Below are 12,507 nucleotides of genomic sequence, written 5' to 3' on the forward strand. Positions count from 1 at the left end.
AGGGAGGGTATTATTGAGCGAAGAGGCCGCGCTTGCACTCAAAATAGCCCGCGCCGATGCGGTTAGCGATTACTGCGGGGTTGAACAGGGTCTGTCCGCCCTGATGGCGAAATTACTGAATATCTCCTACGACGACGCGGGCGAGCCTGAAGGGCTGGGAAATGGCCAGTTCAAAGCCTGAGTTTCAACCAAAGCAGCGAAAGACCGGCACCTGGACTGTTGTCGTGGTGACCGGAAATGGACCCGATTCCCACGTTGGGGACTTTGCTACAAAGAAGGAGGCCGCCGACTGGATCGCGGCCAATTCGGAAGACTGGCCAGCTAGATCGAAATAACCCCGCTTACCAGCCACGACGCCCTGTAGCTTCGCGCCGCCCCGATCCCCAAGGGGTTGATAATTTGCCCTAGGTGCAGAGCCGCGCTTCAACAGCGCATGCCTGAACTCACCCGACGCCCTCACCCCGAACGCACGGACTGTTGGCACGTCTTTTATGGTGACGTCCAGGTCGGCACGATCGCGGTCCAATCAGGCTTGCCCGTCAAAGCTAAGCAATGGCGATGGGACGTCGGTTTCTACCCAGCATCACACCGCGGGCATAACCGCTCCGGCTATGCGGTAAGCTTCGAAGAGGCGCGGGCCGGCATCGAAACTGCGAGGAAGAACTACCTGTACTGAAGCCGACTTCGTCGAGTATCGGCGCCAGCGCGCCTGGACGGCTTGGAAATACGCGATGCATGCCGCTGGCGTCCCGCTACCGACGCAATCAACCGGTGGACAGGCATGCTGTTTCTGTGGCGCCACGATCGATACGCTAACCGACCGTCACGTTCACGAAGCACATATGGATTCGAAGCTCGCATGAAGTTCAGCACCGATCGACCGTTCGCGGCTCCCGAGAAGGCCACACGCAAGCGGCTTGAAACTGCCAACACCATCGAGGCAATCCAGGACGGCCGCATCCACATCGAGAAGATCAACGGGCCGATGCTGTACCATGAGCGTGCCACCCCCGAATACAAAGCCGGGCTTGATCTGGCGATATCACGCGGTTGGCTGTTGCTGCACGAGTCCGGAACCTTCGTGAAGTTCACCCCGGCCGCGGCCGAACTGTTCGCCTGAGAACGCGAAAGCCGCCCCTTCAGTTACAGCACGCCCACAAAGGCAGAAACGATCAAGATTGCCGCTCCCACCGCTAGGATTATCACATCAACTGTTACGCGTCGCTTGGCAGATTCGGTCATGGCTGAACCCTCCATCCACGGGAAACCGCGTTGTCTGACCTATCGCGACCGAGCACTGTGCGTCAGCTCACATACATATCGAGAAAGTTCACCCAGGCGGGCGCCTAACTGTTCGCCTGATGGCTCGGTGCAAGGGGACGGGTGGTGTCGGGGGTGGTCCCTGTCCTCGGAGTGCGTTTCGACGTGCGAACGCCTGTGCCGGTTCTCGGATGCGGGAACTCAGTGGAACCCAGTGTTCAATTTTATACACCTCGGGGGCGGAACGATTTTCCGGCTTCGACGTGATCTATTCGGGTAGGGCAAACGGCGAGGACGTGCAATGCCCAGCAGACCGGTCAAGCTCCCTTCCAAGGGCATCATGAGCAGTATGCGTCTCGGCATTACAGTGACGGGCTTATACAGCGTGGTCGCAATGGGGCTGATGATTGTCTTCTTGCGCGGGCCGCCCTAGGTGTCGAAAATTGGGATGTTGGAATTTTTGCGCAGGCGTGGAGATACCGCTATGCAAAACTCCATTGATATTGATTCCCTGCATAGCCGCGAGATCGTTCGAGAAATTGGCGAGAGACTGAGGGCTTCATTCACAGTGGAGCGAGAGTTGCCCGCGCACTTCAAAACGCTAATCGAACGACTCCGCCAATCAGACGACCGCTCGCAAGCCAGAGGTTAAGCCGCGTCGCGTTTCGCGGCAGCACTCTCACGTTTCCAAGCTCAGCGGCGCAAGCCACTGTGATTTTAAACTTGGCCACGGTGTTGTGCCGCGTTTAGGGGCGGCTGTGGGCGTCGTTTGCGCGATTTTGGGGGTATCGACGCGTTCGATCCCGGCAATCGCGCTCCCTGCCGCCGTGCCGGGGTCTGGAACGTCAGCGCTGATTAACGTTCAGGCCGCGCAACGTCTACTGAATGGGCCACACTCGGTGTGTAATATCTTTCCCGAGGGTGTGAACCTGAAAAGCATCCCTGTCGAAAGGCGAGCAGCATACGGATGGCTTGCATGAATTGCTGACGGAAGCGCCGTTCGAACCGTTCCGGAGTTCACCATAGACCGCAGTTTTCCTGATAAGGCTCTACGTCCATACTTCGAGCCCGAGGTCTGCTTTCGATCCAGACGCGGACGTCGTTTTCCTGCCAGCAAGCTCGACTGCGATGTGTGTCTACTCAGACCGCAGTTCTGCCCGAAAGACTTTGCGCGCAAGAACCCACGCGACATCCACGAAACGCCCGAGATGTTGCTCGTTCGCTTGCGGACGCTCAAGCCTTCGAGCAGTCACGCCGCGAGCTCGCAAGAGGATCGAGATGAGGTTCGCGCACCTGAGGCGCATCCTGAAGCTCGGTCGGCTTCGTTTTTTGCAACCCCACTCTCTCGAGCCTGCTTGAGCCAACTCACGAGCACGTCGCCTTGCTGCGCGAGCTGGTAGACGGCAAGCGACTTCGGAGTGAACCTAGGCCGGGTTCCCGCTGGGAAAACGTTGCAAGCGCGTGGAGGGCGGGCGCGCGACGGGAAACCAACCCAATTAGTTTATTCGCGGGAAGTCAGATCTCTTAAGATCGCTCGTTATCAAGGGGCCGACAGCGTCTGCCTCGGCTAGCGAAACTAAGAAGCAACCCCGTGCGGCTGCTTTTCCGTCCACCCTTCAGCTATTGCACGCTGAATGCTGCCGTTCGTTAAGCGTTACGCGGCGTGATTCCCTGACCCATCCCTGGCTTACACCAATCGGCCAACCCCAGGTCGGGAACAAGTGGCAATATGGCGCGTTCGAACGTCGTGGGCATAACGAGGAGAAGTACATGCCAGTACTTATTCTTTGGGCCGTTCCTGCTGTCGTTGTTTTAGCTGGCGCGAGCTACTTCCTGCTTCGAGCTGTCCACTAGCACCTTATTTTTAGACACCCCCTGGAGGAAACCATGCAGAAGCTTTTGCTTTCGACCGCTGTCGTCGCCTTTACCGTCACTTCGGCGTTCGCGCAAACCACCGAATTCTACGTGGTCAGGGACGCCACGACGAAGAAGTGCACCATTGTCGACAAGAAGCCGACCACGACCACCACGACGATTGTCGATAACGGCACGTTCAAGACTCGAACCGAAGCTGAGACCGGTATGAAGTCCATTAAGGTTTGCTCCGAAAACTGATCGTTAAGAACGCAGACCCTCGACGGGCCACCAAGTTTCCCCACTTGCCGTCTATCGACTTCTCTGCGTAGCCCTGCCGAGCACCCTACTCGGCAGGGCTTTTCTTGGCTCGGTAAAATTCATCGGAACACAGCACGTCTGTTCTCGTTTTGGTTAGAATTTCGCAAAGAGGCGCGTCAATGAAACGTAACCTGTCAGCTGTCGCAATATTGCTTCTCCTGGCAACAGGTGCTCGCGCAGATGAAGCGACCACGTCGAGCGACAAAGTGAACAACCCGGAAGACTGCTCGAAGCCAGTGTGGCCGAATTTCACGCCGTTATGTCTCCGCAATGCCGGGCAGCAGGCGACGAACGTTCGTCTAGTTTCCACGGACCGCCGCTAACGCCGGGAACGATTGGCAATCGATCTTGTTGGCTTCCCACAATGCAACATTGGAGAATGATGTTATGAAGAAAGTAATATTGGGAGGCTTGCTGATTGCCCTCGTGGGTTCAACGAGCGCGCTTGCACAAGGCGGTGCCGCGACCGGTGCAGCAACGGGCGCTGTCGGCGGCGCTATCGTGGGCGGACCGGCCGGCGCTGCAGTTGGCGCAACCGTTGGAGCAGTCGCTGGCGGCATTTCGGACGAGACCCGTCCGCGCTTCCGCACCTATGTGTCAGGCCAAAAGCACAGCTCGTACCGCTATGATCGCGAAGTCCGAGTTGGCGCTGATCTGCCCTCGAGCGGCGTGACGTATTACGAAGTTCCGCGCGAGTACGGTGTCACTAAGTATCGCTACACCGTCGTCAATGATCGGACCGTCTTGGTCGATCCAGGTACCCATCGGATCATCGAAGTCATCGATTGATATAGGCGGCCCGCTTCGGCGGGCCGTACTTTTTTCGTCCCTATCAGTTCGGCTGCAAGGATAACCTTATCGCTCGGACAGAGGCGCGCATCCGAACGTCCTCGACATAAGCACATTGAGCACCAGCCATATCAAAGGTCCGCTGGCCCGAAGTCCGCTCTGGGTCATTCAGCAACATCGCGTTTCGCTTGCGGTATGTCTGCTCATCTCCCACGAGCAGGCATGTGAACATCGCGTCATCATTCCGTAATTTTACGTGGCCGAACCTATTCCAGGTTCCCGCACTTGGGTAGAATGGGCAATCAGTGGGGTGCGTAATGACGGGACACACTCAGTTGGCAATAACTCCGCGTGACCGCTTTCTTGAGGCGGCGCAAAAGGAGCTTGCGGCTTTCGAGCAACGCGAACGCGAGTTTTCCAAGAAGGAACGGAAAGAACGGGCTGCTGCGATGCAGATACCCGTCGAGAACAGCAGACTAAGCAGTCAGGCGGGGGCGCCTGTAACAAAACGGTCATGAACCGGAAGTAACAGTTGAAGCTCAGCCCCGTGGGTAGACGTCAAAGGTTAAACTTAAAGCCGCCCTTCGAGGCGGATTTCTCCTGACTAAAACCCCGCCTGCGCACCAGGCTGAGGAGTCTACCGGGAGCTCGAAATCGATTCCTGCGGCGATCCCGACCCGCGGCACCAACCGACACCGCGCCTGCCCGCTATTCCTATCCTTCCGCCCTAATCGGGCCGCGTCGTCGCCAAGCGGAAGCCTGTTGTCTGCAATGGGTCTTGGTCGTGTAAAAACGGCTTGAGAGGGACGTCGGGAGCAAAAGCGGGGGCGCGCTGGATGATCTGATGGAGGTCGCGGCGAACAGCGTTGCATGGTTCGCATTGTCCTCCGCAGCCGGGCTGGGCTGTTCACCGGCGGGATCAAAGGGTGTGGCGAAAGCGCGACGTCGCCTTGCAACTTATGAAGCGAGCAAGAGTTGCCGCTTTTTCCCGACACGGAGAGCGTAATGAGTTCCAGCGAAAAAACGGCCGTCGAAGTGCCGATGCCCCCCAGCGGCCAAAGGCGAGAGCAAGTGATCGTCGGGGTGGCCTTCTTTGTTCCTGTTGTCCTCGCAATGGCAGGTTGGCTCTACTTACTTAGCAAGCTCATTGCGACGATTTACGTTTGGCTGTTTCAATAATTGCGATCTTGGGGGACGCAGAGTGCTCAAGCGCTCCAGCACTGTACATAGCAATTAACATGAGGACAAAATAATACGTGCCGCGCTTCTGTATCCGCACACGAAAGCGAGCAACGAAAAGAGTCGGTTGCGAGGGCACGCCGCAGGCACTCGCGTTCCGGCCGGGCCGGACTGGATCCACGAGATCAAGCATGACGGCTATCGGCTGATCGTCCAACGCGAGAGCAAGCGCGTGCGGCCGTTCAACCGAAACGGCCACGACTGGACTGATCGCTATCCGCTAATCGCCGAGCCGGCCTTGCGCAACCGCTCGAGGTGCCGAACTTGGTGGCGAAGGGGCTCTTCGTGGTCGGGTCGGTGGCCAACGCGCGGCGGAGAGAACGGCAAACGTCTCTGCGCTTCGCAGTGCCAACTCGTATATAGGTCCCACCATAGTTCGAGGGAGGTAGTGGCAGAGAGCTGCTGCCCGACCACCGCCGCCCGGCCTGTGTTGCTATTATGGCCTCAACGGCAAAGGCCGCCAGTCTTTCGACTGACGGCCCCGACCGGGTTTCAAAATACACGACATGAAAAAACCCTCCTCCCCGGCGGAAGGTGAAGCGTCGCAACGCGCTGAGTTCCTAAAAAAGCTGACAGCGGTGTGTCCTAAGGCGCCGTGAACGGTCATGACCCACCTCGTAGTGGTTCGGTCCTAATTAAGCCAGCACCACTGCTGCGGTACCGTGTATATTGCCCTCACGTGTCTATCCGCCAGGACTCCTACTTTACCATTTAAATTCCACCCCGCCGCCCTTGGCTTTTATCGGTGATGAGAAACTCACCCGCGCTTCCCGCCTACCTCTTTGAGGAAAGGAGCGCGTAATGACTGAGCGCCGAGGTCGGTGCCATCCACCCGCCGGTGATCCTGACGAGGCCGAGGTGGAGACCTGGATGAAGGCTTCTGCGGACAAGGCCTGAAGCTGCAACGAGCATTGCCTGACGGGGCGCTGCGGATTGTTGCCCGTGGCGTCAAAGAAGATCGGTCGGGCAAATGGCGTGACCGACGCTTGCGACGGCCAGGCAGAGCCCTCGCCCCGTCAGCGCAAATCATCCATTTGTCGAAAGTCTGCCGGTCGGCAAGTTATTGGGCCTGCCACCAGAAGATGAACTCGCTCGGCCTGGCTCGAACCCTGAACGTACGCAGTCTCCGGTGCCGAGTCCTTGTCGTGGAACGTTTGGCCTCATTCCGCGTATGTTTGTTAGGAGATTCACATTCTTATATCGCCAGGCGAAGCTTTGGAACGCAAAGACCGATTTAAAGCCTCGCAGTCGGCCGAAGGCCGCTACCGCATGCTTGTGGAGGCCGTAACGGACTATGCCATCTATATGCTCGACCCCCATGGCATTATCAGCAGTTGGAATCCAGGAGCGCGTCGCTTCAAGGGCTACGAGGAGTCCGAGATTATCGGCGAGCATTTCTCGCGGTTTTACACCGAGGAGGACCGCAAGACGGACCTGCCGCGACGGGCGCTGGAAACAGCGGAACGCGAAGGCAAATTCGAAAGCGAAGGCTGCCGCGTCCGCAAGGACGGCAGCCGGTTCTGGGCATATGTCATCATCGATCCCATTCGCGATAGCGATGGCAAGCTGGTCGGTTTTGCAAAGGTCACGCGAGACCTAACGGAGCGGCGGGCAGCCGAAGCCGACCTGCGACGGAATCAGGAGCAGTTCCGCCTGCTGGTGCAGGGCGTGACTGATTACGCGATCTTTCTCCTTAGCCTCGAAGGAATGGTCGCAAGCTGGAACGCGGGAGCGGAACGAATCAAGGGTTACCAGCCGGAAGAGATCATCGGCCAGCACTTCTCTGTTTTCTATACCGCGGAAGACCGCGCAGCCGGACTTCCCGCAACCGCGCTTGAAACAGCGCGGCGGGACGCGAGATTCGAGAAGGAAGGCCTGCGCGTCCGCAAGGACGGCACCACGTTTTGGGCGAATGTCGTCATCGACGCGATCCGCGATGGCGAGGGAGCGCTTATCGGCTTCGCCAAGATCACGCGGGACATCACCGAACGCAAGAGTGCGGAAGAGACTCTCGAACGTACTCGGGAAGCATTAGTGCAGTCGCAGAAGATGGAAGCGATCGGTCACCTGACCGGCGGCGTCGCCCATGACTTCAATAACCTGCTGATGGCCATCCAGGGCAGTCTTGAGATGATGAAACGCCGCATGCCCTCCAGCGATACCTATATGCACCAGTTCATCGAAAACGCTCTTCAAGGTGCTCAGCGCGGCGCGGCACTGACGCAGCGGATGCTGGCATTTGCCCGGCGCCAGGAGCTCAAGCTCCAATCCGTCAACGTCACCGAACTCATCGCCGGCATGGCCGATTTACTGCAGAGTTCACTTGGCGCAGCCATACAGATCGAAACCCGCTTCTCGCTGGGCCTTCCGAAAGCGTCGGCCGACGCGAACCAGCTTGAGCTCGCCATCCTGAATCTTTCGATGAACGCAAAAGATGCGATGCCGCAGGGCGGCTCCATCGTCATCTCCGCGCGTGAGCGGAATGTTCAGAATGAGCCGGGGCTTAAGCCGGGGCGCTATGTTTGCCTCTCCGTGAAAGACAACGGTACCGGCATGGACGAAGAGACATTGAGACGCGCAATCGAACCCTTCTACACGACAAAGGGGGTGGGAAAGGGTACGGGTCTTGGACTGCCGATGGTGCTTGGCATGACTGAGCAAACCGGTGGCAAATTATATCTGAAGAGCAAACCCGGAGAGGGAACGACAGCCGAGCTCTGCCTGCCGGTAGCTCCTGGTGAAGATGAGCCGGAAAAAAGGGACATCGCTCCTTCTGACGCATCAGTCACGCGCGCGCTCAGGATCGTCAGCGTCGACGACGATCCCCTCGTTGCCTTCAATACACTCGCCATGCTGGAAGAACTCGGGCACACGGTCTTTTCCGCATCGAGCGCAGCGGAAGCCCTAACCCTTATCGGCGAGAAGGGTGACATCGACCTCCTAGTCACCGATCAGGCGATGCCCGGTATGACCGGCTCCGAACTCGCGGAAGCGGTCCGCCGCGACTGGCCGGACCTTCCAATCATCATTGCGACCGGGTACGCGGAGTTGCCGGACGGGCCGGCTCAGGCGATTCCGCGGCTTGCCAAACCCTTCTTCGAGCGCGACCTTGCGGACGCCATCGCATCGATCAAAGGCTTCTCGGACAAGTCGGCTTAGCAGGTTGCACAACTAGGCGCAGCGTTGAACGCGCGTTCAGACCTGATCACCCGCAGTTTCGGTAGACCGCGGGAGTTTACCGCAGACCGCGGTGAGTTCACCCACCCTGGCCTGGCGTCACCCGCGAGGAAGCCGAATGGAGAAGGTGGTCCCTGCTTGTTCGTTCGAAGTGACAGAAATGTCGCCGCCGTGCGCTTCGGCGATTAGTTTTGCGATGTAAAGTCCGAGGCCCAAGTGTGTACCTTGCTCAGGTGGATGATGGACGTCCTGGCCGCGCATCCAGGACTGGAAAATCAGCGCTTGTGCTTCCATTGGGATCGCTATGCCGAAATTGTGCACGGCGATAGTGACAGTCTCGGGATCGTCGCCTGCAACCCTTACCGTGATCGGGCTCGATACATCGCCATACTGGACAGCGTTGCCCATCAGGTTGGACAACACCTGTCCCAGGCGCGCGGGGTCACAGGACCCCATCGGATCGCCTTCATGCGTGACTTCAAAACGCCGATCCGGGTTGATGGCACGGTGCTCGTCCGCAATCTCCTGACAAAGCAGAGCTATGTCAGTCTTGGTTCTGGCCAGCGGGATTTCAGTGCCGAAGGACGAGCGCGTGAGATCAAGCAAATCGTTTAGAATTTGTGTCGCCCGGCCCGCCGCCGTCCTGATCCCCAAAACTACCTTCGCCTGCTTCGGACTTGTTGTTCCGGATCGCTCAATCCACTCCGCGCCCATGGAAACCGCGCCTAAGGGATTGCGAAGGTCGTGACCCAGGACTCCCAGAAACAAATTGCGGGAGTTATTGATCGTCTTCGTATAGTGCGCCACCGATTCCGTTACGGCCTGGTCAATCGATTCATTGAACCGCGTCAGATCCTCGATATCTGTGTTGGCGAGCGCCGGATGACGCGCCACCCATAGCTTGACGACACTCGCTCGAAGCGCCCTGTACTCCGAAACCATCTGATCGATGTCAAAACCATCGGCAAGGCGAAGAGCGGCATGAACCTCTGCTGCGCTTTCGGAAAACGGACCGTCCTTGGGGCCATGGCCGCGCGACTTGTCAAACCGCTCACGCGGCGTCTGTGCAGACCCGATATCGTCTGCAACAAATCCAAGAATATCGACGATATGATCCTGCAAGGCCAGCTTCGACATCTTGTCGCTGGCCGGCGAAATAGTTCGCGCGAATTCTATCCATTCTTCAACGATAGGGGCCTGGTTTTGGCGAATAAAATCCGCCAGGCGATTATGCTCTTGCTGGCCAGTCATCACACAAGGATTGCTCAAATGCCGCCCGCCCCTTTCACGTCAACAACAACCCAACTTAAGCAAAGTGCCGCACCTCGTCGAATAAAAGATGCAAGCCCTGAGGCTGAAGCCGATGGTTCCCGATCTGTCCCTGAGCGTAATAACCGCGATGGAGCCGATCCGTCACTACCATCGACCACACAGTCAAGGCAGGTTCCGCTTTGCTGAGACCCATGCCCCCGATGCAAGATGCCGAGGGATTCGACGTCCGTGCACATCCACCTCTGCGGGCGCCACAATGACCCAGGCGCGCCTGCCCGCGGGACTATGATCTGCTGATGGATTGATCTGAGGTATAAATGGAAGGCGGAGATCAAACGGACCACCGCTTCACATTCTCGATATTCACGAAGATCAACGACAGGCCCACGCTTGCGTGGCAGGCTAAGAGGCACGCGGACGCGGAACGTCTCCGCGAACACGACAGGTTACGCACAAAGTTGAGCAAAATCACGTCTCATGGGACGCCGTTGTGCGACGCCACGGCCACGATGAAGGTCAGGTTGGCTACCGCGGAAGAAGCAGCTCTTTATCGGCGAGCAACGCAATCGACCAAACCATCAAGTGACACTAACGTTGTGTATCTTGTGGATCTCAATGGATAGGCCGCCAGTGTCCGCCTTGCCAAAGCATTACGGACTCAACGCGGACATAGCGCCAAGTCCCAAAAGTGCCCAATCGCGTCGGATTGAGCCTCTGCCAAGCGCTTCCGGTTGCCCGCGAGAACGGGCATCGCCGGCCGGCCAGCAGGGCCATTGGCCCAAGCCGAGCGGGTACTTTTTGTCGGCGCAACCGGCGTTAGACCGTCCATCTGGCTGCTCCTCCGCTAATCGACTTAGCGGGGTGGCAAATGCCGAGGGCTAAGGGCGTACCCCTTAGTTTCAAACCAGAGCTATGCGTACTTGGGGAAAAATGAGCCGCCTGGAAAAGGCTTGATCGGCCAAAGGGTTCAGAACGGCGGGAAAGGTGTGTGACCATCGAGCGAACAAGGTGCGGATTCGTAGCGGCAACTTCGACGGCGACTGCGGCCCCGAGAGAGTGCCCAACCAGGTCGAAGTGGTTCAAACCGCCGCTTTGGCTACGCCAACAATTTGGTTTGCGAGCTTACGTAATGTCAGTTTGCCTCCATCATCAATCGTGTCGCCTGAACCGGAATAATCGAGGCTAATCACCGTCCTTTGGTTGGCCAGCGCCGGGATCACAGGACCCCAGTGAACATCCAACGCGGCCGTGCCGTTTACCATCACAATGGCGGGACCCCTCCCTTGCACTCGATAGGCGATCTTTGCACCGTCGACAGTGACGACTTTCGTATCGGTTATCATTCCTTTATTCTTCCTTATCAGACAGCTCTCACTGGTGGCCCAGCACGGACAACGGCTCGCGGCTGTGGAGTTGATGTGATTTGACTCTGTTTCAATCGCTAGCGGCGATTATCACTGGATAGCTAGTGATCTTGAACTCATAATATGGTGATCGTCATCTCTTCTTCTCGAACACCTGATCATTTAACGCACCTGTGAGGTCTTTATCTGTGCGGCTTGGTCCAAGGCCGGTGGTCCCTACCCAGCTCGACGCGCTGCGCAACACTACCTGCCCGCGAGGGCGATGCCATCGCGCAGCAGCTGGATAGCGACGTGCAAGCGGTGGTCAAGGCGGCTGTCATGTAAGCGAGGCAGTAGGCTGGGATCGGCGAAGGAACTGCGTTTCGAGAGAGGTCGAGAAGCCTGGCGGCGGATCACCACCTGACCGACGGTATCGATGCCATTCGCTTGAAAGGCTGACTTCGTATTGTCCAGATCAATCATCAAGATTGGTTGCATCCTCAGGGAGCCTCGAACGACGCACACTCGCTGACACTCTCGTGCCGGTGGACGAAACGCGGACGGCATCAGCAACGGACGCTGGTCAGAGCGTCCAACAAGGACGCCCACGTTGGGCCTCTCGGCCTTCCCAAATCAGCAAGATGGAGTTTTTGCCAATTGCAACGCAGCCTCGACGCCGCCTTCCAGAATCTGCTCCGCCTCGGCGACGTCGGGCACGGCCCGTGCGAGCTGGAGGGTTCCCACAATAAGGCCGAAGATGGCCGTCGCGTGTCGGCGGCTCGTTGCAAAGCCGCTGTCCGGAAGCAGCGCGGCCAGCGTAGATACGAAGCTTTGTAACCCCTGCTCGTAGGTCTGTCGGGTCGGCAAGGGCTGGCGGGCGATTTCCGGAAGCAACGACGCCGAGGGACAGCCCTCAGCCTGGCTTTCGATATGGGCGCAGCTCAGGTAGCCCCGAATCACGCCTTCGAGGTCGAGGCCGCTCCGCTTGCCATTGTCGAGGCGATGTTGCTGCTCCGCGAGCGCGCTCGCCAGCGCCTCCCGAACCAGCGCCTCCTTTGACTCAAAGTGGGGAGAGAATGCCCCTTTTGTCAGGCCGGCCTCGCCCATGATCCCGCCGATTCCAGCGGCCGAGATGCCGTGCCGGCGGAAGCATTTCGAGGCGACATCGACTATATGCCGTCGTGTCGCCTCCTTATGACCCTTCTCGAAACGCATCGTTCTCTCGTTGCTTGTGCCGTTACGTCGCAGTTGC

12 protein-coding genes and 1 pseudogene are annotated in these 12,507 nt (G+C 58.2%); 8 read left to right on the plus strand and 5 right to left on the minus strand.

Features of this window, described 5'->3' with window-relative positions; translation table 11 throughout:
• Window positions 1–13: 13 nt before the first annotated feature.
• The 8 genes and pseudogenes from JQ558_RS34165 (at window position 14) to JQ558_RS34190 (ending at window position 8,622) form a co-directional block, all read left to right on the plus strand.
• Entirely contained in the window at window positions 14–181 is a 168-nt protein-coding gene (locus JQ558_RS34165; RefSeq protein WP_212296458.1) for a hypothetical protein, read from the plus strand.
• A 678-nt stretch (window positions 182–859) separates the two neighbouring features.
• Entirely contained in the window at window positions 860–1,120 is a 261-nt protein-coding gene (locus JQ558_RS34170; protein WP_212214992.1) for a hypothetical protein, read from the plus strand.
• A 2,027-nt stretch (window positions 1,121–3,147) separates the two neighbouring features.
• On the plus strand, window positions 3,148–3,375 hold the full coding sequence (locus JQ558_RS34175; protein WP_212214993.1) for a hypothetical protein: 228 nt from the start codon (window positions 3,148–3,150) through the stop codon (window positions 3,373–3,375).
• Between the two features lie 447 nt (window positions 3,376–3,822).
• Entirely contained in the window at window positions 3,823–4,224 is a 402-nt protein-coding gene (locus JQ558_RS34180; RefSeq protein ID WP_212214994.1) for a DUF1236 domain-containing protein, read from the plus strand.
• 1,005 nt (window positions 4,225–5,229) lie between these two features.
• Entirely contained in the window at window positions 5,230–5,403 is a 174-nt protein-coding gene (locus tag JQ558_RS34185; RefSeq protein ID WP_212214995.1) for a hypothetical protein, read from the plus strand.
• A 127-nt stretch (window positions 5,404–5,530) separates the two neighbouring features.
• Window positions 5,531–6,001 (plus strand): hypothetical protein, encoded by a 471-nt coding sequence (locus JQ558_RS38450; protein WP_409363446.1) that lies wholly within the window; start codon window positions 5,531–5,533, stop codon window positions 5,999–6,001.
• 270 nt (window positions 6,002–6,271) lie between these two features.
• A pseudogene (locus tag JQ558_RS37660) lies at window positions 6,272–6,431 on the plus strand (SOS response-associated peptidase); the annotation flags it as partial.
• 247 nt (window positions 6,432–6,678) lie between these two features.
• On the plus strand, window positions 6,679–8,622 hold the full coding sequence (locus JQ558_RS34190) for a PAS domain-containing sensor histidine kinase (RefSeq protein WP_283813794.1): 1,944 nt from the start codon (window positions 6,679–6,681) through the stop codon (window positions 8,620–8,622).
• A gap of 117 nt (window positions 8,623–8,739) precedes the next feature.
• Here the strand turns inward: JQ558_RS34190 and JQ558_RS34195 are convergent, their stop codons facing one another.
• The 5 genes from JQ558_RS34195 to JQ558_RS34210 all read right to left on the minus strand — a co-directional run bounded on the left by JQ558_RS34195 (window position 8,740) and on the right by JQ558_RS34210 (window position 12,470).
• Complete coding sequence (locus JQ558_RS34195) at window positions 8,740–9,891, minus strand: sensor histidine kinase (RefSeq protein ID WP_212214996.1); 1,152 nt, start codon at window positions 9,889–9,891, stop codon at window positions 8,740–8,742.
• 837 nt (window positions 9,892–10,728) lie between these two features.
• Window positions 10,729–10,995 carry a hypothetical protein gene (locus JQ558_RS38455; RefSeq protein ID WP_409410617.1) on the minus strand — a complete coding sequence of 89 codons (267 nt, stop codon included), beginning with the start codon at window positions 10,993–10,995 and terminating at the stop codon, window positions 10,729–10,731.
• Window positions 10,992–11,255, minus strand: coding sequence for an alpha/beta fold hydrolase (locus tag JQ558_RS34200; protein WP_212214997.1), 264 nt, complete (start codon window positions 11,253–11,255; stop codon window positions 10,992–10,994). The genes JQ558_RS38455 and JQ558_RS34200 overlap by 4 nt, the downstream gene beginning before the upstream one ends.
• A gap of 264 nt (window positions 11,256–11,519) precedes the next feature.
• A complete protein-coding gene (locus JQ558_RS34205; RefSeq protein WP_212296459.1) occupies window positions 11,520–11,741 on the minus strand; it encodes a hypothetical protein in 222 nt (73 codons plus the stop codon).
• Between the two features lie 147 nt (window positions 11,742–11,888).
• Window positions 11,889–12,470, minus strand: a complete 582-nt coding sequence (locus tag JQ558_RS34210; protein ID WP_212215001.1) for a TetR/AcrR family transcriptional regulator — start codon at window positions 12,468–12,470, stop codon at window positions 11,889–11,891.
• Window positions 12,471–12,507: the final 37 nt, after the last annotated feature.

Origin of the sequence: Bradyrhizobium sp. AUGA SZCCT0160 (genome assembly GCF_018130105.1) — a bacterium.
GTDB lineage: Bacteria > Pseudomonadota > Alphaproteobacteria > Rhizobiales > Xanthobacteraceae > Bradyrhizobium.